We start from the raw sequence: 22,447 nt of genomic DNA, 5'->3' as shown, positions 1-22,447 counted from the left end.
GGGGTTTTTGACTGTCTCTACGGCTTTAGTGGTGGTGCACGGACTACCGCGTTGAATACCTCAGCCGCGGTGGAGCAGCGGAACGTGCAGCGTCACCTCGGTGCCCTCCCCGTGCTCGCGTGGACGCATACTGATCGAACCGCGCAATTCCGCATCCACCAACGTGCGGACGATCTGCAGACCCAGGCCCGTCGCCTTCTCCAAAGAGAATCCGATTGGCATCCCCGCACCATCGTCGGCGACCACGACGTCGAGCGATTTCGCTGACCTATCTACCGTGAGTGTCACGCTTCCCCCCGGGTGGTCCGCAGAAAAAGCGTGCTGAACAGCGTTTTGCACGACCTCCGCTAAGACCATCACCATCGGGGTGGCAAGTTCGGTATTCAGCACACCAAACGACCCGACGCGGCGCACGCTGACAGAAGTCTCCGCAGCGGCGACCTGGGAAAGCATCGGAACCAACCGGTCCACGATGTGATCGAGGTCAACCCTGTCGTCGGCGGAAGTCGACAGGGTCTCGTGGATCATCGCAATCGTCGTGACCCGTCGGGTGGATTGGCTTAACGCTCGCTGCACGGCCGGTTGGTCACTCCGCCTTGCTTGCAACCGGAGCAGCGCCGCCACCGTCTGCAGGTTGTTCTTGACGCGGTGGTGGATCTCCCGAATGGTGGCGTCCTTACTCAGAAGCGCGCGGTCGCGGCGACGAACTTCCGTCACATCCCGCAGCAGTACGAGGGCGCCGGCATTGCGCTGCTGTGGCCTGAGCGGAAGCGAGCGAAACAGAACGGTGGTTCCGCGGGCCTCGACCTCCATCCGAAGAGCCTGACGGCCCTGGAGAGCCCCCGCTATACGCGCAGCAAGCTCCGCACCGTCGAACGGGTCGCTGATGAGTTTTCGCGTCCGAGCGGTCAAATCAGCGTCCACTAGTGCATCTTGGAGACCCATCCGGTGGTAGGAGGACACCGCGTTGGGACTGGCGTACGTCACCAAGCCCGCGGCGTTGAGTCGCACCAGTCCATCGCCCGCCCTCGGCCCGGTGAGAATTTCCGAAGATTGCCCCGGCGGCGGGAAGCTCCCGTCAGCAACCATCTGAAAGAGATCGTCGGCGGCTTCCCGGTAGGCGAGTTCGAGCCCGCTCGACTGCCGGCCCTGCGCGATGACGGTATCCCGGTTCATGACCGCAATCACCGTTCCCTCGTGCAGCACCGGCACCACCGCTCGGCGCGCTAGCACCCCGCCGGGCAACTCCACTTCCGGCTCTGTGGTGATGCGTTGTTCAGATCTGGCGAGAGTCGCCGCCGGATAGTTTTTGGCCGACACCACCCTCGACACCAAATCGTCCACCCAGGCGGTTTTGCCTGTGGTGGGCCTGACATGGGCGACGCAGAGAAACCGGCCCGCAGAAACCTGCACCCACATGCCAACGTCGGAAAAAGACAGATCGGAAAGTAGTTGCCATTCCGACACCAGCCGTTGGAGGTGCGCCACCGCCGAGCCTGGAAGCGTGGTGTGTTCGGCGAGGAGATCCGAGAGAGTTGACATCGGTTATCAGCGCCTAGACGCCCGAATGATCATCGAAGGCGCGGTAGGTGCGCTGGGCCATGGTGATCCGAGATCAGGAGATCTCGGCTATCAAGTCGCCTTCTTGGACGACCTGACCTTCGCTGACAGCGATCGAAGAAACAACACCGTCCACTTCGCAGATAACGGGGATCTCCATCTTCATGGATTCCAGGATCACCAGAGTGTCACCGTCTGCGACAGTGTCCCCCACTTCGACCAGTACTTTCCAGACGTTGGCTACCATTTCGGCGCGCACTTCCTCGGCCATCGCCGTACCTCCCACCGCGGAATCACACCGCACCAAAGTTGTTGACGTTGCCGAAAGGAATTTGCGGCAGCGTCGTCAATCCAATCACGAATGGCGAATGCGGGTCGCCAAACGTGGCACCATAGAGGCAGCCAAGATCACTCGAACAGCGAAGGGAGCAGCCATGAGCAAGCGCGGACGTAAGCGCAAGTCCCGTAAGAAGGGCGGCGCCAACCACGGTAAGCGTCCCAACGCCTGACCGAGGACGCCAAAAACCCCGCCCCCCTCTTTGGGGAGAGCGGGGTTTTCTGCATCTGGGAGGCACCTACACCTCAGCGCGGAGGGCCAGCCTTCAGAGCCTGCAAAAGCTTCTCTCGCAACACTTCCGGTGCCGCGTCCCCACCACACTTGCGATGCAGCAATGCTTTGAGTTTCTCACCCACGTCGCTGTGATCCAGACACGGAGGGCAATCATCCAAATGCGCCCGCATCCGTGCCCGCTCATCAGGATCTAGTTCGTTATCCAAAAATACCCACAATTCAGAAAGTACGTGCAGGCACTCCGGCTTCAGCACCGTGTGGCCGCTTCCCGCCACAGTTTCCGGCTCGGGCAGTGCGCTCGTCTCATGTGTCGTCATGGGGTCACACACCGCTTTTCATAGTCGCAGCTGACAGGTTTGCAGGTGATTCAGACGCGGCGGGGAGGGTCGAATCCACGGGGGTACGGATAAACCCGGCTTCCCTGGCGTAGTCCGTCAAAAGTTCCCGCAACATGCGTCGGCCCCGGTGCAACCGCGACATCACTGTGCCCAGCGGTGTGTCCATGATGTCGGCGATCTCTTTGTAGGCAAACCCCTCGACGTCCGCTAGGTAGACAGCGATCCTGAATTCCTCCGGGAGTTCCTGAAGTGCGTTCTTGACATCGCTATCCGGCAGGCGGTCCAACGCGTCCATTTCGGCCGACCGCAACCCGGTGGAGGTGTGCGACTCAGCGGCGGCGAGCTGCCAGTCCGTGATTTCATCCGTCGGCGAGACCTTGGGCTGGCGCTGCTTCTTGCGGTAGCCGTTGATGAATGTGTTCGTCAAGATCCGATAGAGCCACGCCCGCAAGTTGGTGCCTTCGCGGAACGAGGCAAAAGCTGCGTAGGCCTTGAGAAACGTTTCTTGGACCAAGTCTTCAGCATCGGCGGGGTTGCGCGTCATGCGCATGGCCGCCGCGTAGAGCTGATCCAGCATCGGCATCGCCTCTGTAGTGAACCTGGCCGACAGTTCCGATTCCTGCGGTCCGTTCGCTGGCCTATCAGCATGCCTGGCTTTCGCAGAGTCCGTCACAATGTCCATCCGCTCCTCTGGGATTGCCCGCCCACCAAGGTCGGGCGGATACCTACCAGGCGAGGGTACCCGTGTCCGAGATTCGAACCGCGCCATCGACTGCGCCACGTCACATGGCAGCGTAAAGACCTTTGGCAGCGTAAAGACCTTTGGGGCATCGATGACGGCAGCGTGCGGACGCTGTTTCGTGCTAGCCACGCTCATGTGATGGGCCTCCTATGATTTCCTTTCTGTTCAACGTCGACCGGTGCCTCGACATTCCGCCCCCGGACATTCCGCCCCCGCACAGCAGCCCCGCCGACGGGCTGAATTGGCAACTACGCAACTGTGCCTCTACGATCCGGTTTCATGGCCAGCGCTTCAACTCCCGCAGTAGCAGCCCTGGTGCGCGCCAAAATCGCACACACTCTCCACCCCTACCAGCACGACCCTCGTTCTACCGCGTTCGGCGACGAAGTGGTGCAAGCTCTCGCCCTGGACGCCCGGCGCGTCTTCAAGACCCTGGTCGCACAGGTCGACGGATCTTTGACAGTCGGTATTGTGCCCGTCGCCGCGCATTTGAACCTCAAAGCCCTCGCTAGCGCCGTAGGCGGTAAGAAGGGCGCGATGGCTCCGGTAGCCGAAGCCGAGCGGTCTAGTGGCTACGTCGCCGGCGGGATCTCGCCGTTGGGACAGCGCAAGGCGCTGACTACCGTCATCGACGCTTCGGCACTGGGCTTCGAGACCGTCTTCGTCAGCGCCGGCAAACGGGGCCTCCAAGTCGAGTTGCGGCCAGCCGACCTCATCACCCTCACCAGTGCCCGTAGCGCTGCCATAGCAGCATTCGACTAACAATTCCGGCGTGATTCACCGTGGGCAGTTAGAAAACTGCGGGGGTCCACCAGCTGTCGATCAGCTCGCGAGTCGTGTGGTCCTTCCAGGTCGCGACAAGTAGATAAGAGTCGCGGGGACCGGCGAGGAAATCGGTCCACAGTTCAGCGGGTTTCGACGCATCTTCCGAACGGTAAAGAGTGCCCGCCGTCTCGTCATTGCGGGTCCACGGCTCGGTAAGAGCGAATTTTTGGGTGGCGAGGAAATCCGCTTTGGCTTTCTTCGACGGAAAGTGCACCAATTCGATGGCGACTTTATCCACATCGGTGCAGGTGATGAAACCATCCGAGCCCACGCTGTTGGCGGTGGTGGAGATGTCGCACGTCATGCCGGCATAGCCCTTATCGTCAGGCGTGGCCGGCAGCAAGGAGCTGAACTCATCGACCATGTACGCGAGCGCACCCCAGGGAGCGGTCACGGTGACTGCCACGATGTCGCTGAAACCCGAGGTGCCGCTGGCGTTCTTAGCCGCGACCTGGAAGTTGTAGCTACCGGGCACGTAGTTCTTTTCGGTGAAACTGTTAGCTGCGCCCGAATAGACCTGCTCGCCGTTACGCATAACGACGTACTCACTGGCGCCCTTGGTCAGGTCCCACGACATCGTGACCGTCCTGCCGTTCTCGGAAGACACCAGCCCACTGGGCGTCGCAGGAATTGCCTGAGCAGCGCTCGATGGCGTCGCTGGGATATCGGCAGCGGTAGTGGCGGACTTGTTGCTGATCAGTACCAACGTGACCACCGTTGCCGCCATCACCAACACCGCAACGAGCCCGAGAGCGAGCCACTTGATACGGCCACCCCGGCGCCCCGACGCTGCCGAGGACCCGACGTCATCCCCACTCGTGGCAGCCGCATGTTTGATGAGCCCGGACGTCGTTGAAGGTGCGGCCTCGGGCGGTGGGGGTGTCCCCAGAGACCAGCGGGAGGGGCCCGTGTCGAAGCCAGCCCCAGCAGCGCGCCACGGGAGGATGCGCTCCAACCCGGCAACGAGGTGGTCCAGTTCCGCGGGATGTCGAGACCCCAACTTCTCAAACCCGACGCTCCTGTAATCCTGCCCGCTACCGACGGTGATTTCGATGAATTCGTCACCATTAACGAGGCGCTCCAACGGAAGTCGCGGTGGTAGATCGAAAAATCGAGCGCGATTAATCAACCCTTCGATCACATCGCGATCAGCGCCCGGCAGGTTCTGCGTCAAGATGGGGCCCAGCTCTGTGACTCGCCCGGGCGCAGTCGGCCCAGTGCTGCTTGTCACCCTGCGCACCGTGATGTGAAACGGCGGACGATATCCTTTCGCGCCGCCAGCCACCCCTGCAGCAGCGAGCGCGTGGGGCGCCGCACCGAGCCCGGGAGCAGCGGTAGCTATCGGTGCTTGCTCCCGCGATGCGTGGGAATCACCAGCGCTCGCGCCCGGTGAACCTCCCGCCAAAGCCGCCTTCGCCGCAGTGGTCAACTCGCGACAGGTGCTGTATCTGTCCTCGGGGTTTTTGGCCAGTGCTTTGGCAATGACGGCGTCAAACCCGATAGGCAACCCCGGAATCGCCTCCGAAGGCCTTGGCGGTGGCTTCTTCAGATGCGCCGTCATCGTCGCGAACGGGGTCTGTTCAGGGAACGGGACACTCCTGGTGAGTAACTCGTACAGCACGCATCCAAGGGCGTAGATATCACTGCGTCGGTCGACAGGTTTTGCTTCAATTTGCTCGGGCGAGGCATACGCTAGCGTCGCGAGCAAGTTGCCGCCACCGGTGAGTTGTTGGGTTTCATCGAGGGGCTTCGCGATACCAAAGTCAGTGAGCAGCACAGTTTCCGGGTCACCCGCATCATCCGGCGGCGCCAGCAGAATGTTCGCCGGCTTGACGTCTCGATGCAACAGGCCGTTGCGGTGCGCGAAGTCCAGGCCCGCACCGGTTTCGCTGATGATGTGCACCACTCGCGCTGGCGTCATCGACCCGTCGTTGAGCGCTGCCACCTGCGCGGCATCGGAGCCAGCGACGTATTGCATAGCAATCCATAACTGGCCTTCATACGACCCGCGGTCGTACACGGCCACGATGTTGCGATGAATCAATCTCGCCGCGAGGTCTGCTTCCCGCTCAAACCGCGCGCGAAAGCTGTCGTCGGTGGACAAAGCGGAGCTTAAAAGTTTCAGCGCGTCTCTGCGTGGCAGCCGGGGATGCAGGGCAAGATAGACAGATCCCATGCCGCCAGCGCCCAGCACTGACTCGATGGTGTAGCCCGCAAAGGACTGCCCCGGCGAATAATCCACGGTATGTTTTTGCTCCCACCCAGTTCGCTGAACCTGTTCACAATAGCCAAGACGTGGACGGTCTGTCGTGCTTGAAGCGGCAACCGTGATCCCATTGGTCCCTCAGCGTGGCAGCATCGGTTCGCCCGCACGGCCCTCGATGCGCGATTATGGCGGTATGCCCTTCTCTCCCACTGTCCGCAGCGCTTCCACTGCTCAGTATCGCGCCGCTAGCTGTCGCACTGCCAGCCGCGCCCCCCGAGCGGGCAAGTAGTGGCTTCCCGCGCAGGTTCCCGCGCAGGCGACTGGATGGCGCCCACCACCACTCGACCGGTGATCGGAACAGTGTGTGTTCCGGGCTCCAAGTCGATCACCAACCGCGCTCTCATCTTGGCTGCGCAGGCCACTGGCCCCTCCATACTGATTGCGCCGCTGCGCTCACGGGATAGCAACCTCATGGCTGCCGGGCTGCGGGCCTTGGGCATTTCGATAGAAGACCACGAGGACGGTAGTTGGCTCGTGACACCAGGGCCCGTTGTCGGGCCAGCCGATATTGATTGCGGTCTAGCCGGCACGGTGATGCGTTTCCTGCCGCCGCTGGCCGCGACCGCTCGCGGCGTGGTGCGTTTCGATGGCGACCCACACGCTAGGACGCGTCCGATGGCGACAGTGCTAGATGCGCTGCGCGACCTTGGCGCCGACATCGCCGGCGAAGGCCTGCCTTTCACCATTGCTGGCCACGGCGCGCTCGCTGGCGGCGTCGTCACGGTTGACGCTGCCGCGTCCTCCCAGTTTGTTTCCGGGCTGTTGCTTTCCGGCGCCTCGTTTGCTGGTGGCGTCAGCGTGATTCACCGGGGCGATCCGGTGCCCTCACTTCCGCATATACAGATGACCGTCCTCGCGCTGCGTCACGTCGGTGTTGAGGTAGACGACAGTGAACCCAACCGCTGGACGGTGCGCCCCGGTCCCGTGTCGCCATGGACCACCATCATCGAACCAGACCTGTCCAATGCCACTCCGTTTCTCGCCGCAGCCGCCATTACCGGCGGGGCGGTGACTATCAAAAATTGGCCGTCAAGTACGACCCAGCCGGGCGATGAAATCAGGATGGTGCTGCAGCGGATGGGCGCCTCCGTCGAACTCGTCGACGGCGATTTGACGGTCACCGGTCCCGCACAATTGCAAGGCATCGATATCGACCTACACGACATCGCCGAGCTGACGCCCACCATCGCAGCGTTGACGCTCTTCGCCGCTGGCCCCTCCCACCTGCGGGGGATCGGCCACATCCGAGGGCACGAAACTGACCGGATCGCAGGCCTCGCTGCCAACATCACTGCGCTCGGCGGTGATGTGCGTGCCGATCACGACGCGCTGCACATCACCCCCCGCGCCTTGCACGGTGGCGCGTGGCCCGCATATGCCGACCATCGGATGGCGACGGCGGGGGCCATTGTCGGCCTCTTGGTTCCCGGTGTTTGTATCGACGACATCGATTCCACCGCAAAGACTCTGCCCGATTTTGACCGCATGTGGGACGATCTGCTTGGCGGCGTGTCCTGAAATCCCTCGGAGATCGATGGGATAACGATGACGTCCGGGTCCGCCCTGGGCGCAGTTCACGCCCCCGCACCAAAACCAGGCCCGACCACAACGACGCCGTCGACGGATTTGTGATCACCGTCGACCGCGGCCGTTACACCTGTCTGGTCGACGAAGGAAGGAAATCACAGCGGCTGGTGACAGCCATGCGCGCCAGAGAATTGGGCCGGCGCGGGGTGGCCGTCGGCGATGTGGTGAACATCGTCGGCGATGCATCCGGAAATTCCGACACCCTAGCCAGAATTGTGCGCATCGCCGACCGCACTTCGGTATTGCGTAGATCCGCCGACGATACCGACACCGCAGAGCGGATCCTGGTCGCCAATGCCGACCAGCTCGTCATTGTCTGCGCCCTTGTTGATCCGGTACCGCGAACAGGATTCATCGACCGCTGCCTGGTCGCGGCCTATGCCGGGCACCTCGATCCGGTGTTGGTGCTGACAAAGGCCGACTTGGCAGACCCTGCCGAGCTGATCGCCGCCTATGCGGATGTGAAACTCTCGATCCAATTCACCGCCAAACACGATGATGTGATCGAAGGGATCGAAGATCTTCGAAAGCTGCTGCAGCACAAAGTCTCTGTGTTAGTGGGTCATTCGGGCGTGGGCAAGTCCACCCTGGTAAACGCGTTGGTCCCGGATGCCGATCGCGCTGTCGGTGGACTCAGCGGGGTGGGCAAAGGACGCCATACCTCCACATCCGCGCTCGCACTGCAGCTACCCACAGGCGGCTGGGTGGTAGACACGCCGGGTGTGCGCTCGTTCGGATTGGCGCACGTCACCGCTGACGACCTGCTCGTTGCGTTCGAGGATCTCCTGCAGGCCACAACGCGGTGCCCACCCGGCTGTGGGCACGGCGAAAGCGAGAGCTGCGCATTGGATGCTTTCGTCGCATCTGGCGGCGCCACCGATGCCCGCTTGACGTCGTTTCGTCGTTTGCTGTCCTCGTTGGCCGGAGTCGAAACAGACTTCTAGGTAGCACCTTCCAGCTCGACCCGCCGCGGTTGTTCACAATCCAGGAAACCGCCAGCGGTTTGTCCACATCTTTGTTCGATCGACCATCAGTGTTCTGGCAAGAGTGGATCGTAAGGTGGTGCACTCCTTCAATCTGCCCATCACGCTCGAGTCTTTGACGGGTATCCAGTCCCTCGTCATCACCTGCCCGGTAGGCACCACGTGGGGCAGCGTGTCGGAGCGAGTGTGCTTGCTGGGTGGAGTTGCCTCCGGGGTTTCGTGGTTCGTCGGAGGCAGAATGGCGCAGCCCGATTGGGCACTCGGAGCGGCCCCTTTGCTCACTGGAGTTCGACTTACTGCGCAGCCTGTGACCCACCGAGGCGATGCCGTGGGCGTCATCGGTGTGTGCTGCGTCAGCGGCCCCGATGCTGGCGGCGAAGTTCCTCTCGAGCCGGGGAAACTCGTTCTCGGCCGCGATAGCGCGGCCGATTTGAGTGTCAACGATCCGCAGATGTCGTGGCGACACGCCAGCGTCGCCCTCTCCACAGACACCATCGAAATACGCGACACGGGTTCCACCAATGGCGTTATCGTCAACGACGCCGCTATCGCAGATACCGCGATCATCACCGAAAAGTCGCTCATTCGCCTAGGCGGCAGTCTCTTTCGCGTTCGATTGATGCGCCAGCGAGCAGCCATCCTGACAGCCGATGGCCGAGGCCGTTGGGAGGTGACCAAACCCGGCAGGGTCAGCACCACGTGGCGGTCCCCCGTGCTCACAGTGCCCGGGCCCGCCCCCACTCGAGCACGGCGCGCTTTGCCCCTCCTGGCGGCCGGAATGGGCGCAGCTTTAGGGGTGGGCATCGCCGTCATTACCGGCTACTGGACGTTTTTACTGCTCGCCGCGCTCGGCCCGCTGATGATGCTGAGCACCGCGGTGGCTGACCGCGTCAACGGCCGCAAATCTCACAGACGAGAAACCGCGGACCACACGCTTCTTCTCGCCAACCACATCGGCGCGCTGAACGCGGCAATGGAATCTGATCGAGAGGATGCCTGGGATCGGTTCCCAGATCCGGCAGAAGTCCTCACGCGGGCAGCTGGACCCTCGGCACGGCTCTGGGAACGCGGACCTTCCGACGACGAGTGGTTATTCCTGCGGGTGGGCGTCGGTACTCGGAAGACCCGATGCGCGATGCCGGAGCCGCCCGATGTAGCCGACGTTCCCATCACCTTGGACCTGGCGCGGGCGGGCACAGTCGGCGTGAGTGGCGAAAGCCAGGACTTACTACGTTCGATCCTGGCCCAGCTGGCCGTGCTTCATTCGCCCGCGCAGCTTCGCATCGTCATCATCACCCGTGATCCCGACTTCTACGCGCTCCGCGATCTGCCCCATTCACGCGCTCCAGGGGCGGGATTTGGCTCGGTGGTCAGCTCACTCGACGCAGCAGCCGCGACCATTGCCGCGCTTCGGTGTGAGCAGCCTGTTGGCCGCACCACTGTCGTAATTCTCGACAATGCGCATCGTCTGCGCGCTATCCCGGGTTTGGCGGCGCTCCTCGAGAGCGCTGGTAGGGCCCGGAGTGCTACGCCGGCTCCCCGTGAGGAGTCAAGGGTCCTCTTTATTTGCCTGGAGGATGATGCCCGGAAGCTTCCTTCCCACTGCCGGACACTGGTTCACGTCAGCAACGGCCGAGTCGTCGTGTCTGACTCCGAGGGGACGGTAGAAGCCGAGGCCGACGGTGTCAGTCAGCGCAGGCTGTTGGATCTCGTGGCCAACCTGACCCCGTTGAGCGCCGGGGAAGCGGCCGGGGGCTCCCTGCCGCAACAGATCGGCCTGTCGATTCTGATTCCCGAGGTGTTTCACAAGGTCGCTGGCCCTCAAGCGTTGCGCAATCGCTGGTCTCGGCCCAGCGTCCGGTGCGTCATTGGACGCGGACGCGATGCAGACTTGGCCCTCGACCTCGACGCAGACGGACCCCATTTTCTCGTCGCCGGCACCACCGGATCTGGAAAGTCCGAACTGTTGCAAACATTGGTGGCGTCGCTGGCTTCCGCGGCTCCGCCGCAAGTAACCTCTTTCCTGCTAGTGGATTACAAAGGCGGGTCTGCGTTCGCGCACGCCGCATTACTCCCGCATACCACCGGTCTCGTGACCGACCTCGACCCTCGCTCGGCGGCTAGGGTACTGACCAGCCTTCGGGCCCAGATCCGTTCGCGTGAAAAGGATTTGGCTGCTTTGGGCCTTCCCGATTTGTTGCGATGGCGCGCTGTGTGCCCCGAGACTTGTCCGCCCAAATTAGTGATCGTCGTCGACGAATTTGCGGCTATGGCCGCCGAACTGCCAGAGTTCCTGACCGGGCTGGTCGACGTCGCGCAGCGAGGTAGGTCCTTAGGAATCCATTTGATCCTTGCTACCCAGCGCCCGGCAGGCGTCGTAAGCCCAGCCATTAAGGCAAACATCACCGGCCGGATCTGCTTACGTGTCGCCGACGATATGGATTCCACCGACGTCATCGACGCACCCATCGCGGCTTCCATCTCCCGCGTTACACCAGGCCGCGCTTACTTGCGCAGCGCCAAAAACCAGCGGGTTGCCTTCCAAACCGGCCGGGTTGCCGGCCCCTGGACAGACCCTGACGCCGAGGCCGTGATGGTCCGGCTGCGCAATCCGGATGGAACGATGCACCCGGAGGCTGACTGCGCGGTTCGCGCGCCGGATGACCTGACCGATTTGGGGGTTCTAGTAGCGCATTGCCTCAGTGCCGCTGCCGACCTTCCACCAGTGCCGCGCCCCTGGCTACCGCCGCTACCACCGCTGTTGGACCGGGCAACCGCCGCTCATCTCACGGGTGGCGAAGATGCCCGCGGCGCACTAGGAATGCTCGACATTCCGCATGCTGGCCGACAGGAACTCCTATCCCTACCCGACGGCTCAGCACTGTTTCTCGGCCCCGCCGGAAGCGGCCGCAGCAGCGCTCTGCGCACCCTGGCGCAGGCGCACCTACACCGTAATCCGCTGACCCAATTGATCGTGCTGGACTGCACTGGTGGACTGCGCGACCTCGCCTCGTGGCCAGCATGCACTACGTACCTCACTGGAAGTGAACCGGCACTTTTGGCTCGGGTCACCGACCGGCTCACCGAGGAGCTGATCGGCCGATCGGGTGCCGAGCACTCCCCCACACCTGTGCTGGTCATTGTCGATAACTGGGAGGCGACCGCGGCCGTCATGGACCCCGTCGACTTCGGCGCCTGCACTACCAAACTCGCCGAACTTGCCGCGCGAGGACCCACCAGTGCAATTCTGGTGGCGGCTGGTGCCAGCTCTCGGCTTCAGCACACCAGAGCAGCGGTCGGATTTGCCTCGCGATGGGATTTCGATGACCCCGGGGCGTCCTCCCGGAAGCACCGCGTCGACGGCGCGCCCCTCCCTGACGAAGCAGCGGTGCCGGGGCGCGGGAGCACTCCCGGCGGTGCGCAATTTCAATTGATGGCGCCCACCAACGACATCCCTGGCACTGGCTCACTGCCAGCAACCGCGGTGATCACGGTGCGTTCGCTCCCCACTTCGGTCTCACGCTCCGCCCTGCCCTCCCCCACACAGCATGCTCTGTACTGGGGGCTGGGCCATGACGACGGGCGCCCCGTGGCCTTCAACGCAGCAATCGATCAAGGATCAATGTTGATCGCCGGGCCACGCCGCAGCGGTATCAGTAGCGCGCTGCGCACCATCACCCAGGCTGCACTGCACGCTTCGATTCCAGTGCTAGCAACGGGTATGGGGAGGCTGAGTCCGGAAAATCAGGCTCTCACTTGGCCTGGAAATCCTCTTGTCTGGGTAGATCTGCGGGCTGGCCCAGCAGCACTCGAACACGCTTTCGCCGCGCATGAGGGCCCGCTGCTGGTGATTGTTGACGACGGGCACGACCTCCAGGATCATCCTGCTGGCACAGTCCTCACCCGTTTTCTTACTGCGGCTGGTCCGGGCCAGAACCTCGTCATGGGGGTGCGCTCCGACCGGCTCGCCAGGACCTTTCGGGGGCTCATTGCCGACGTCGCCGCCTACCGACGCGGCATTCTGCTGCAGCCTGATGGCCAAGACGGCGCAAGCCTGGATGTCCAACTGCCGCGGCGAAGGGGGTAACGCCTCCTGGCAGAGGGGTATTCGTCGATGCGGGGACCGCCACCCCTGTTCAGGTTGCACTCGGCGACGTGGTGAAGCTGGGAGGTTGAGACATGCGTTCAGCACGCTTCGTGGTGGACCTCGCTGGCGACCGGGGCGAGCTCGGGGCGCTTGGCGCCCATCTCATCGCCCGAGGACTTACCGCTCAGCCGACGCTGCACCCAGGGCAGGACATGCCCCCGGTAATACTCGGCTTGCGCCAGGAGTGGGTGTTCGGGCAGGGCCAAGGCTGGCGCCTCCTCGGTCCATTCCACCGGGTAGGGAATGTCCAGCGTTCGCAGTACCCGGGCAGCGACCTGCTGGTGGCCGGCTGCATTGAGGTGCAGGCGGTCTAGGTCCCAATATCGTGAGTCCTGCAGTTGCGCCTCGTCCCACATATCCACCAGGTCAGTTCCACGTTTGAGTGCGATGTCTCGGACGCCACTGCAAAATCTGTCTCCGTAGGAACGAATGACGCGTCCGAGCGGTAGATGACCCGATGGGTTGGCGCCGGTGAACAGAACTACGCGGATCCCATGGTCCACCATCCGCGCCACCACCTGATCGCACAAGCGAAGGAGGGAGGCGATATCTGAACCCAAACGCAGGATGTCGTTGCCACCGGCGGCAAACGTAATGAGGTCGGGCGCCATTTGTAAAGCAAGTTCCATTTGATCATCGACGATCTGGCCGAGCAGTTTGCCGCGGATAGAAAGGTTGGCGTAGTGGAATTTGGAGTCCTGCACAGCGTCCACCTTGGCTAGTTCACCCGCCACCAAGTCGGCCCAACCACGCATAGTTCCATCCGGCCGGGGGTCGCCCACACCTTCGGTAAAGCTGTCACCCAGCGCGACATACCTGCTGATCGTCATGGAACTACCTCCACTTTCCTTCGGTGGGTCAGCTCACGCTGACCGCCCAACGCCGCTGCTGCGAGCGTCGGTACCCCCATGGGCGGCACCACCGATTTCTAGCGGCGTCCCTGGCGACCTCGCTGAGATCACAGGGACCCAGCAGCAGTGCCGAATAAGACAATTCGTGACTATAGCCGACAAGTTACCGATCAGTAACACCCTGCACGCTTCCGCAACATCTCATGTGACCCAAGTCACTCCTGCATTAAGCATGAAAGTTCATGTTTCCTCGCGTCGTGTGGAATAGTGTTGCTCAGTAGTTGTTGAGAGTTCATATATCCCAGCGCAGTACCGCCCACATCACTTGGAGGATTCACCATGACAAGCACCGCAACGACACCCGCATCATCAGCGTTGACCACCGGCACCTGGACCGCTGACACCGTCCACAGCGACGTCGCCTTCAAGGTTCGTCATATGGCTGTCGGCAAGGCCAAAGGAACCTTCGCGTTGACGTCCGCGACGCTCACCGTAGGCGCCGACGGTATCGCTTCCGCGTCTGTTGTCGCAGTCATCGATGCCGCGAGCGTCGTCACCAAGAACGCAGACCGCGACGCGCACGTCCGCTCCGCCGACTTCCTGGACACCGACAATTTCCCGACGATGACCTTCGCCTCTACACAGGTCAAAGACTTTGATGGCGAAACCTTCTCACTTCTGGGCGACCTCACCTTGCACGGAGTCACCAAGGCCGTCACCCTCGAAACCGAATACCTCGGCGAGACCGTCGATGCCTACGGCGCGACCCGCACCGGCTTCTCAGCGCACACGAGCATCAACCGCAAAGATTTCGGCATCTCCATCGAAATGGGCTTCGGCGCAGGTAATGCCGTTGTCGCCGACAAGATTGAGATCTCCCTCGAGCTGGAATTTGTTAAAGACGCATCCTGATTTCACTAGGGCCTGACATCTCGGTTGCTTGCCTTCGTGAGCACCGGCGCCTGACTCTCACAGCCTTGGTAAGCCCCCGTACCCACTTCCGACGAAATGGGAACGGGGGCTTGCGTGGATGTGCGACTTGGTCAGCCGTCAAACCCGAGTTCAGCTACGAGGTACGAAATCTCGTTCGGGGCATACCAGCCAAGCTCGTAATCCTGTGCGCTTCCCAACACGAACTCGGCATCCAAATCGCCCATATCCGCAGCGTCGATCACCGTCACGGCCGCAGCCACCGCATCTGAGGCGTCCGCTCCGTCTACGTGAACGGATGCGACCACATTCCACGGCACCGGGCCGGCCACGCGCACCACTCCGCGATCAAGGTCATCGCGCACGGTTACCTCGGAGACGTCCGCGGCTACCACCACTCGCAACGCCAGACGGGGCTCTCCCAATTCGGTGCTGCTTTCCTGCGAGGCGATCAGCCGCAGGGATGCCCGCGCTGCATCCTGCATCGCGAGGTACTCCAGCTCTTCAATATCAGCTTCGGGGTAATTGGCGGTCAGCCCCGGCGTGACTGCGAAAGCCGTTCCATGCGGTGGACGCAGATAGCCATCCCGGACATCAGCGGCCAAGTTCGTTAAGGTACTGGGCAAATAAATCCTCACGTTGACTTCTTTCCAGGTCTGTCAGTGGAGCCACGTCGACTGGTAGCTGGTCGCGGATCCGGCGCCGTGGACAGCGCCGCGGCAGGATCCGGCGGGGCCGCCTGAGGTCGGGCGGGCGCGGGCTTGGGCGCGGGCCGAACGGAAGCCGACTTCTTGGCGGCTTGGATTTGAGATACTGCGATCTGCGCCCCGGAACCCTGCGGGACAGGAGCCTTTGGCCCGGAGGTCGCCGGTGAAAAGGCCTTACGGGCTGGAGCTTTGCGGGCCGGGGCCGGGGCCGTTACGGGTTCCTCACCCATCACCGGTGCAGGGCCTGTTTTCAACCCGCGAAGCCGGCTAGATCCCCCCGAATGGCGAACAGCTCATCCACCGACTCGACCAGCAGCTGAGCCAACTCTGCGATATCCGGCAGCCCATCCCGATCGGCTGTCAGTCCGAAAAATACTCCGCCGTTGTAGGAGGTGATCGAGATCGCCAACGCTTGCCCCTTGGCAAGCGAGGCCACGGGGTACATGGCGATTACCGGGGCCCCCGCCGCATAGAGAGGGATCTGCGGTCCGGGAACGTTGGTGATGAGCACGTTGTAGAGCCGTCGGGACAAACCGGAACCCACGCGGGCCCCCAACGCGTGCAGGGTCGGCGGCGCGAATCTCCCCAATTCCATCAGCGAATCGGCGTCCATTCCCTGGCCCGACTCATGGTGGCTTGCCATCGCGAACGAGACTTGGTGGAGCCGCATCACGGGGTTTGGCTCCGAGACGGGTAAATCAATCAAGTGGGTGATGATCGGCACGGCCTCGCTGACCGTCTCGGCTGCTGGGTCGACAGCGGCCGGCTGGCGCACCGACATGGGGACCATCGCGCGCAGCGTTGTCCCAGCAATGACGGGCTCTCCCCGCGAGAGGAGAAAGGACCGCAGTGCGCCGGCGATGATGGCCAGAATTACGTCGTTCACCGTGCCGCCGTGCGCTTTCCGGATTGCTTTCACTTCGGTCAAGCTGATGTGAACACCGTGGAAACGACGTTGCCCGGACACCGTTACGTTCAGCGTCGACCGCGGGGCGGGTCGAATGGTTCGGCTAGCGATCCGGAAAAGTTCAGAGAATGTATTCGCCACACCGGATGCGGCGGTCCGCGCATCCAACGCGGTAAGGCGGAGAGCGTCAACAACTTCAGCGGGACGAGACGTGATGTCGGCCAACGCGTCCACCACCAGATCAATGTCGCTCGGCGAGGGTGCCGGGAGCCAAACCTGCTCGGGCAACTGCTTGGGGTGCGACGAGACATCAAGGATCGCCGCAGCAACGTCGACAGCGCCGACCCTATCGACCATCGCATGGTGAGTTTTGTTGATCAGTGCTACCCGACCACCCGAAAGGCCTTCCACCACATACAGTTCCCACAGCGGCCGCGACCTATCCAGCGGTCGTGAAATCAACCTGCCCACCAACTCTGCAAGCTGCTCGTCGGTGCCGGGCCGCGGCAGCGCCGAACGGCGAACATGGTAGGTCAGGTCGAATTCTTCATCGTCGACCCACACTGGCCGGGCAATGCGCCCGGGGATGAATCTCACCTTCTGCCGGTAACGCGGCACGAGAAAGAGTCTTGAAGCGATCAGGTCGTAGATATCGGTGTAGTCGAAATCGGCGCGACTGGGTTGGAGCACCACCACCCCTCCCACGTGCATGGGTGTGGTCAGGTCCTCGGTGTAAAGGAATCCCGCATCCGACGGGGAAAGCCGCTCGCTCATGGCGCCATGGTGGCACATTTCTCCCCACCATGATCGCGTCGCATCATTTACGCCACGGACTCCGACCGCGCCGCGGCTACTTGGAGCGCCAAAGACATCAAAGCTTTACGCAAACCGGATGACGGCGCCGCTACCGACAGCGCGAGTCCCAGATTCCATCCGGCGTCCGTTGCCGCCCTGTCTTCGGGCAGCGACTGTAGAGGCCGAACCCCGCTGAAGCGCTCCAGCGCTGCGCTAGCCTGGCCAGCGGACCAGCCGGTTTTGCGGATTCGATTGAGCACGACCATAACCTGCGGCTGCGGGGCCACCTCCTTGAGCTCGGCGAGTGCGCGCACCAACCGGTCCATCCCGGTCGGATCGGCGCAGCCCACCACGAGGACCACATCAGCCTCGCTCAGCACAGCCAAAGTCGCACCATTGCGTCGTGGCGCCATCGTGTCGAAACTGATCTCCTCGTCCGCTTCCAGCGACCAACCACAATCCACCACGGTGAGATCGGCCATCTTCGACCCGAGTCCGAGAACCTTCGGTAGTGCTGAAGGGCGTAACTCTGGCCACCGATCAGCACGCGAGATTCCAGTCAGCAGCCGGAGATTAGGGGTGACCGACCAACAGTGTCGGATCAATTCGGCAGCATCCAGCCGTCCGTTGGCAGCCATCCTGCACGCACCGGCCAGCCCGGGCGACTCGTCGAGGAGACCAAACGCACTAGCGAGCACGCCGCCGTAAACATCTGCATCGATCAGCAGCGTGCGATGACCAAGTAGTGCGCACTCGTCGGCGACTCCCATCGCGACAGTGCTTCTCCCCGGAGCTCCCGTCGGCCCCCAGACAGCGACAACAATGCCGACGCCCCTGCCTGAAGCGGCCTTGGCGGGGGCAACCTCCGGGCTGATGGGCGGCTGTGAGCGTCTTAAATCAGACTGCCCCACGGCACTTTCGGGGTGGTTAGCCAACTCGGCCACGGCTTCGTCTGCGACAGCAATCATGTTCTGGACACCCGCGTCGTCGGCAACGAGTGCGGTGATGCCCAAAGCCAGCAGGCGCGCCCGCGCTGATTCCTCTCCCGCTGGATAGACGCCCACTGCGGCGACTGCGCACAGTCGCAGTCTCGAAATGGCTTCGGTATCCAGCTTGCGCAGGCTGCTGTCCAGCACCGCAATGTGGGCCCGACCGGTGGCCGCCGATGCCAGGACCTCGGTTATGTCGGCGCACCTACGCACCACGGTCATCGCCGAGTCTGGCCGATCCAGAATCGCTACCAACTCGGACTCCCATGCCTGGCCACTGCCGGCGGTCAAGACGCCGCCCATCAACTACCTCCAGCCACGAGCACCACCACCGCGCTACCGTCGGGCAGCGTGCGAACGAGCCGGTCCGCGTCCTTGGAGCTGAGTAACACTGCCAGCTGGTAGCGGTTGGCGCCAGCACCCGAAAGCCCTCCGGATGACGGCGCCGTCACTGACTGAACGGTGAGATCGGCTTGCAGCAAACGGGTTCGCTCCCCGCCGGTCGAACCGCTCGGTGAGGCAGGAGAAGTCAAATACAGATCCACCGTCGATCCGTGCCCCACCCCGGGTGGCATCGCCTCGGGCTGTACCGGAATAACGACAATCCGGCCACGCTCGGTCTCGCCCATTGCACTGCTCGGCAAAAGCTCCCCCCCTCCGACCGCGACAGCCAGGACTGCGCCAATGGGCGGGTCAACAGCGGCGAAATAACGAGGCGCAGTGTGCGCCAAATTGACCTCAACGGCCACCAAATCACCAGCTGCCAAAACGGTGCCCGCAGCGAGGCTTCGCGTAGTCGCCCACACCGGAGACGTCTGGGAACTGGCACTGACAACTTTGGCTCCGATGACGACGGCCAGCACCACCAAAACCACACCGCCGATGATTCTCGGGTCGAACCAACTTCGCGAGGCCAACCGACGCGGCGTCGGCGGCTGTTCCCCCACGCCTTCAGCACCACTGCTAGAAAGCGCGGAGCCAGGACTCTCTCGGTGCATTGACACTGTTTCCCCCATTCAGCCTTGACGGCTCCCCCATGTGCGCAAAACGCGATAAACATATTCTGATCGTGCAAGAATGGGTCGATCGGGTTCCAATGCGGTCAAATCAATTCAATCGAAAATAAAGCTGGTCCCCGACCGTCACGCGATTACCTTAAATCGACACCCTGTCACTGGAGTTCCGAATGCCCCCCACCCACAAACTGACCCTAGCTCACCTGGACCAGCTGCGCCTAGAGCCTGGCCACCGGCCACTATCCGCCTCGGCGTGCCTACCTCCTGCCGGAATCGCTGGGGACCATAGCGATTCCTACGTATCGGCCGTCATCCAATGACAGAACAGCGATTCCTCACGCTGGCCGACGTGGCGGAGATTCTCAATATCTCCGCCAGCCAAACCTATGCACTCGTCCGGTCCGGAGACTTGCGAGGGATCCAAATCGGTGGCCGCAATCAGTGGCGGGTGGAGCGGGCAAAGCTCGAGGAATACATCGACCAGGCGTACGTCCGATCGGCAGCGGCATTAGACGACCTGCCATCGACACTTCCAGCTGATGCATAAATCATGGCGCGCCGGTCCGATCTGGGGTTAACCCAGAGGCCTGGCGCGCACCACCTCCACTGCAGCTAGCGGAACCGTTACTACGGACTGCACAGCCGCAGAACGCCTACTCTCCCAAGGCGCATGGACTGCCACCTCAATGAAATCTGCGCCGACACGATCCAGCGTGCCAGCAATTTCCCCTCCACCCCCGAGTGACACAGTGACGGGTGAACGATCGCGCGCCACGGCCCGAAGTGCTCTGCGGAAATCTAGTTTGGTGGCAATTCCGGATGGCGCGGCACCGGTAGCCGCCCTCAAACCTTCCACGAAATTCACGGCTGCATGCGAGACCATCAGGTCCACCCCATGACTTTCGTTCACCAGCAACCAATCGACTCCGGCCCGAATTAGCACCCCTGATGCGGCGCCTCCGGAGGACAATCCGATTCGAATCGGCGATCCCACCGACCCCGCGAGCCGCTCGACAAGTCTCACGGCTCCGACGGCTACCCGTTCGGCATCCGCCAATTCGGAGCGATCCTGGGCCTGCTCCAGTTCTGCGAGTTGGTACTCGAGGTCAGCAAAAAGATGTTCCCAGCGCATGACGCCACACCGAACCAGATTTTGCGCTTCACGTCAATGCGCAGTTCTCAATGAGGATTAATCGCACGGAACCGACGAGTACGAGATAACGGGGCGATTCAGTTAAGCCGCCCACCGTCCTTGACAGCAGTTCATCGTCACCTATTTACTTCAAATTATGTCAAACGATGTCATACACCATCATTCGCAGCATGCTCCGCAGAAGCACATCAGTACCCCCCGCCATCAGACGTGGTCCGCTCGTGCCACGTTTGCAGGGACGGTCGCACTACTGCTTGCCATCACCACCCAGTTGCCCTCGCCGAGCGCACTCCTTTACGCGGGCACTGGAAGCTCGGACATAACTGCTGTTCACGGCGCGAATGCAGCCCTCGAGACCGCAATTCTGCTGCTCGCTTGCGCTACCGTGTGGTTGCTGCTTTGCTGGTTGACGCTCAGCGCTGGCCTAGCGCTGATGGTGACCGCGCTGCCCCGAACTTCTGCTGTCGTCGCGGGTGCACTCCTACGGCGCGTCACACCCCTGGCCGCCAGACGCATGCTTCTGATGGCGATCGGCACCGGGGCGGTGGCAGGCCTCACAGCGTGCGCACCCGCGTCAAACAACGACAGCTTCTCGCTCGTAGCACCCCAATCCGCGAGCGCCACCGCCGGCGAGGAGTCACTAGGCCACGCAGGGCCGGGCGGGGTCCCACCTGATCGTCAAACATTCCTGTGGAACGCGGATTGGCCATCGGCGGCTAATCAGGTTGGCATCGAGGCAGCGCCTGCCATCCAAGATGCGCAACCGGCTGCCGCAGAAGTCGGGCCAACACCACCTCCTCCACTTGCTGACGTCGACTGGCCTACATCGCCAGCGACGCAGGCCACCTCACCCGACGGAATCGACGGAGCAAAGGCAGCGGTCTCGGGCGCCACCGATCTTGCTGGCGGCGCTGGTGACACCAGCACTGCCGACGCCGCAGACCCTCTGATCGAAGGGGCGACATCGTTAGACCCCGTCACCGTCCTGGCCGGCGACTCTTTGTGGTCGATAGCGGCCGACCACCTCTCCCCGGGGGCCAGCGACGAACAAATCGATAGTTGTTGGCGGGCATGGTATGTCGCGAATAGCACCGTGATCGGCCCCTCCCCTGACGCGATCGACGTCGGAATGAAACTGATGCCACCGACGGTGAGCGCATGATTCCCGGCCCGAGGCGCGCCTCCTTCACCCAACCACGTGTCACCTCGTTTCCTAGTGATTGCGAACCATCATGACTACAGCAGCCTTCAACACCACTGCCCTACTAAGTTCTCCGCTACCGCCCAGGGATGAGCACCAACCTCGCACGCTCGTCACCACGCGCCCTTACCTGTGCGCTGTCCCCGCATGCGAACCGCCCTTCGACGACGATCCCGCGAACGCTGGATGGCCGCGAGGTCCTGTGGGGCGCGGTGCCCCACCGAGCTCCCGATTCCAGCCACTTTCTGAGCCGTCCCGGCGTGCAGCTCCGAGCCCTCCACCTCGCGGGGTGACGGCGCATTCACCAGGGACCTTTTCTGCGGTCCAGGTTCGAGAAGCCGCACCCGCAGCGAACGCAAAGGCTTGTGCACCAGCAACTTTGACAGATAGTGCCCCACGTTGGGCCGCACCTACTTCCCAGCAGTCGGCTGGCGTCAAATCAGGGCCAGCGGCGCCTACGACCGTCATAGATGCGATGGTGCCAAGTTGGTCTGAGGAATCGGACTGCGGTATTACTCGGACGCCAACTCGAGATCTACCCCCCGCTCGTGAAATCGCGGGAGTCCTTTCCCGCGCGGTGGTCGAGGTAATGACAGGTTATCGCCAACTAGCCCAGCTACGAGTCCATTGTGCTCCAACGGTTTTCGCCGGTCTGGCTCGAATGATCACGCCGGCAGGCACGCCGCCCCGGCTTGTGTCCGTGCGCTCTAGCGAACCCGCCGACGGCGTTGTGGAGGCCTGTGCGGTGTTTCGGCGTCAAGAACGCACCGCAGCTCTTGCATTCAGGCTGCAGGGCATCGACGGCAGATGGCGAATTACCGCCCTGCAGATCGGCTAAAGCCGGACGCCCCGCCAGCCGTGGAATGCGACTTCCGTTAA

General features: G+C 62.6%; 20 protein-coding genes. 9 read left to right on the top strand and 11 right to left on the bottom strand.

The features are described from left to right. Nucleotides 1–60 precede the first annotated feature (60 nt). Both EH165_RS04300 and EH165_RS04295 read right to left on the bottom strand, forming a co-directional pair. Nucleotides 61–1,542 (bottom strand): sensor histidine kinase, encoded by a 1,482-nt coding sequence (locus EH165_RS04300; protein ID WP_124798184.1) that lies wholly within the window; start codon nucleotides 1,540–1,542, stop codon nucleotides 61–63. A 73-nt stretch (nucleotides 1,543–1,615) separates the two neighbouring features. Continuing rightward, nucleotides 1,616–1,831 (bottom strand): biotin/lipoyl-binding carrier protein, encoded by a 216-nt coding sequence (locus EH165_RS04295; RefSeq protein ID WP_124798183.1) that lies wholly within the window; start codon nucleotides 1,829–1,831, stop codon nucleotides 1,616–1,618. Nucleotides 1,832–1,994: 163 nt separating this feature from the next. Between EH165_RS04295 and EH165_RS16780 the strand changes: the two genes are divergently transcribed. Continuing rightward, nucleotides 1,995–2,069 carry a 50S ribosomal protein bL37 gene (locus tag EH165_RS16780; RefSeq protein ID WP_420814074.1) on the top strand — a complete coding sequence of 25 codons (75 nt, stop codon included), beginning with the start codon at nucleotides 1,995–1,997 and terminating at the stop codon, nucleotides 2,067–2,069. A 73-nt stretch (nucleotides 2,070–2,142) separates the two neighbouring features. Here the strand turns inward: EH165_RS16780 and rsrA are convergent, their stop codons facing one another. Continuing rightward, on the bottom strand, nucleotides 2,143–2,448 hold the full coding sequence (rsrA, locus tag EH165_RS04290) for a mycothiol system anti-sigma-R factor (protein ID WP_124798182.1): 306 nt from the start codon (nucleotides 2,446–2,448) through the stop codon (nucleotides 2,143–2,145). A gap of 4 nt (nucleotides 2,449–2,452) precedes the next feature. Beyond that, the gene (locus EH165_RS04285) at nucleotides 2,453–3,052 is read right to left on the bottom strand and encodes a sigma-70 family RNA polymerase sigma factor (protein ID WP_422392129.1); all 600 of its coding nucleotides are present in this window, start codon (nucleotides 3,050–3,052) and stop codon (nucleotides 2,453–2,455) included. 438 nt (nucleotides 3,053–3,490) lie between these two features. On the opposite strand from EH165_RS04285, the gene ybaK reads away from it, so the two are divergent. Then, the gene (ybaK, locus tag EH165_RS04280) at nucleotides 3,491–3,973 is read left to right on the top strand and encodes a Cys-tRNA(Pro) deacylase (protein WP_124798181.1); all 483 of its coding nucleotides are present in this window, start codon (nucleotides 3,491–3,493) and stop codon (nucleotides 3,971–3,973) included. 28 nt (nucleotides 3,974–4,001) lie between these two features. Here the strand turns inward: ybaK and EH165_RS04275 are convergent, their stop codons facing one another. Further along, nucleotides 4,002–6,278, bottom strand: a complete 2,277-nt coding sequence (locus EH165_RS04275) for a serine/threonine-protein kinase (protein ID WP_206426101.1) — start codon at nucleotides 6,276–6,278, stop codon at nucleotides 4,002–4,004. 288 nt (nucleotides 6,279–6,566) lie between these two features. On the opposite strand from EH165_RS04275, the gene aroA reads away from it, so the two are divergent. From aroA to EH165_RS04260, 3 genes are all read left to right on the top strand, one after another. Beyond that, nucleotides 6,567–7,820, top strand: a complete 1,254-nt coding sequence (gene aroA / locus EH165_RS04270; RefSeq protein ID WP_124798180.1) for a 3-phosphoshikimate 1-carboxyvinyltransferase — start codon at nucleotides 6,567–6,569, stop codon at nucleotides 7,818–7,820. Further along, a complete protein-coding gene (gene rsgA / locus EH165_RS04265) occupies nucleotides 7,790–8,833 on the top strand; it encodes a ribosome small subunit-dependent GTPase A (RefSeq protein WP_239020692.1) in 1,044 nt (347 codons plus the stop codon). The genes aroA and rsgA overlap by 31 nt, the downstream gene beginning before the upstream one ends. 118 nt (nucleotides 8,834–8,951) lie before the next feature. Beyond that, entirely contained in the window at nucleotides 8,952–12,959 is a 4,008-nt protein-coding gene (locus EH165_RS04260) for an FtsK/SpoIIIE domain-containing protein (protein ID WP_124798179.1), read from the top strand. A gap of 98 nt (nucleotides 12,960–13,057) precedes the next feature. Here EH165_RS04260 and EH165_RS04255 read toward each other — a convergent pair whose 3' ends face one another. Next, nucleotides 13,058–13,849, bottom strand: coding sequence for an SGNH/GDSL hydrolase family protein (locus EH165_RS04255; RefSeq protein ID WP_124798178.1), 792 nt, complete (start codon nucleotides 13,847–13,849; stop codon nucleotides 13,058–13,060). A 360-nt stretch (nucleotides 13,850–14,209) separates the two neighbouring features. Between EH165_RS04255 and EH165_RS04250 the strand changes: the two genes are divergently transcribed. Further along, a complete protein-coding gene (locus EH165_RS04250) occupies nucleotides 14,210–14,782 on the top strand; it encodes a YceI family protein (protein WP_124798177.1) in 573 nt (190 codons plus the stop codon). Between the two features lie 131 nt (nucleotides 14,783–14,913). Here EH165_RS04250 and EH165_RS04245 read toward each other — a convergent pair whose 3' ends face one another. From EH165_RS04245 to EH165_RS04230, 4 genes are all read right to left on the bottom strand, one after another. Beyond that, on the bottom strand, nucleotides 14,914–15,438 hold the full coding sequence (locus tag EH165_RS04245; protein WP_124798176.1) for a DUF6912 family protein: 525 nt from the start codon (nucleotides 15,436–15,438) through the stop codon (nucleotides 14,914–14,916). A gap of 319 nt (nucleotides 15,439–15,757) precedes the next feature. Next, a complete protein-coding gene (locus EH165_RS04240) occupies nucleotides 15,758–17,188 on the bottom strand; it encodes a WS/DGAT/MGAT family O-acyltransferase (RefSeq protein WP_124798175.1) in 1,431 nt (476 codons plus the stop codon). A 47-nt stretch (nucleotides 17,189–17,235) separates the two neighbouring features. Further along, nucleotides 17,236–18,501, bottom strand: coding sequence for a CpaE/TadZ family protein (locus EH165_RS04235; protein WP_239020691.1), 1,266 nt, complete (start codon nucleotides 18,499–18,501; stop codon nucleotides 17,236–17,238). After that, nucleotides 18,501–19,145, bottom strand: coding sequence for an SAF domain-containing protein (locus EH165_RS04230; RefSeq protein ID WP_164479118.1), 645 nt, complete (start codon nucleotides 19,143–19,145; stop codon nucleotides 18,501–18,503). The genes EH165_RS04235 and EH165_RS04230 overlap by 1 nt, the downstream gene beginning before the upstream one ends. Nucleotides 19,146–19,530: 385 nt before the next feature. Here EH165_RS04230 and EH165_RS04225 point away from each other — a divergent pair, with 385 nt between their 5' ends. Then, the gene (locus tag EH165_RS04225; protein ID WP_124798172.1) at nucleotides 19,531–19,761 is read left to right on the top strand and encodes a helix-turn-helix domain-containing protein; all 231 of its coding nucleotides are present in this window, start codon (nucleotides 19,531–19,533) and stop codon (nucleotides 19,759–19,761) included. A 27-nt stretch (nucleotides 19,762–19,788) separates the two neighbouring features. Here the strand turns inward: EH165_RS04225 and EH165_RS04220 are convergent, their stop codons facing one another. After that, nucleotides 19,789–20,346: a hypothetical protein gene (locus EH165_RS04220; RefSeq protein ID WP_124798171.1), complete on the bottom strand. Its 558-nt coding sequence runs from the start codon at nucleotides 20,344–20,346 to the stop codon at nucleotides 19,789–19,791. A gap of 157 nt (nucleotides 20,347–20,503) precedes the next feature. Between EH165_RS04220 and EH165_RS04215 the strand changes: the two genes are divergently transcribed. Continuing rightward, nucleotides 20,504–21,529 carry a LysM peptidoglycan-binding domain-containing protein gene (locus tag EH165_RS04215; RefSeq protein ID WP_124798170.1) on the top strand — a complete coding sequence of 342 codons (1,026 nt, stop codon included), beginning with the start codon at nucleotides 20,504–20,506 and terminating at the stop codon, nucleotides 21,527–21,529. 70 nt (nucleotides 21,530–21,599) lie between these two features. Beyond that, complete coding sequence (locus tag EH165_RS16775) at nucleotides 21,600–22,406, top strand: Rv3235 family protein (protein ID WP_422392117.1); 807 nt, start codon at nucleotides 21,600–21,602, stop codon at nucleotides 22,404–22,406. The last annotated feature ends 41 nt before the right edge of the window (nucleotides 22,407–22,447 follow it).

This window comes from Nakamurella antarctica (assembly GCF_003860405.1).
In the GTDB taxonomy this organism is placed as follows: Bacteria; Actinomycetota; Actinomycetes; order Mycobacteriales; family Nakamurellaceae; genus Nakamurella; species Nakamurella antarctica.
This window is presented reverse-complemented; position numbering and strand designations above follow the sequence as displayed.

Excerpts from the sequence above, each read along its gene's own strand:
- EH165_RS04240 (WP_124798175.1), bottom strand. The coding sequence starts at position 17,188 with ATGAGCGAGCGGCTTTCCCCGTCGGATGCGGGATTCCTTTACACCGAG.
- EH165_RS04225 (WP_124798172.1), top strand. The coding sequence starts at position 19,531 with ATGACAGAACAGCGATTCCTCACGCTGGCCGACGTGGCGGAGATTCTC.
- EH165_RS04220 (WP_124798171.1), bottom strand. The coding sequence starts at position 20,346 with ATGCGCTGGGAACATCTTTTTGCTGACCTCGAGTACCAACTCGCAGAA.
- EH165_RS04255 (WP_124798178.1), bottom strand. The coding sequence starts at position 13,849 with ATGACGATCAGCAGGTATGTCGCGCTGGGTGACAGCTTTACCGAAGGT.
- EH165_RS04250 (WP_124798177.1), top strand. The coding sequence starts at position 14,210 with ATGACAAGCACCGCAACGACACCCGCATCATCAGCGTTGACCACCGGC.
- EH165_RS04215 (WP_124798170.1), top strand. The coding sequence starts at position 20,504 with ATGTCAAACGATGTCATACACCATCATTCGCAGCATGCTCCGCAGAAG.
- EH165_RS04235 (WP_239020691.1), bottom strand. The coding sequence starts at position 18,501 with ATGGGCGGCGTCTTGACCGCCGGCAGTGGCCAGGCATGGGAGTCCGAG.
- EH165_RS04300 (WP_124798184.1), bottom strand. The coding sequence starts at position 1,542 with ATGTCAACTCTCTCGGATCTCCTCGCCGAACACACCACGCTTCCAGGC.
- ybaK (WP_124798181.1), top strand. The coding sequence starts at position 3,491 with ATGGCCAGCGCTTCAACTCCCGCAGTAGCAGCCCTGGTGCGCGCCAAA.
- EH165_RS04295 (WP_124798183.1), bottom strand. The coding sequence starts at position 1,831 with ATGGCCGAGGAAGTGCGCGCCGAAATGGTAGCCAACGTCTGGAAAGTA.
- rsrA (WP_124798182.1), bottom strand. The coding sequence starts at position 2,448 with ATGACGACACATGAGACGAGCGCACTGCCCGAGCCGGAAACTGTGGCG.
- EH165_RS16775 (WP_422392117.1), top strand. The coding sequence starts at position 21,600 with ATGACTACAGCAGCCTTCAACACCACTGCCCTACTAAGTTCTCCGCTA.
- aroA (WP_124798180.1), top strand. The coding sequence starts at position 6,567 with ATGGCGCCCACCACCACTCGACCGGTGATCGGAACAGTGTGTGTTCCG.
- EH165_RS04285 (WP_422392129.1), bottom strand. The coding sequence starts at position 3,052 with ATGCCGATGCTGGATCAGCTCTACGCGGCGGCCATGCGCATGACGCGC.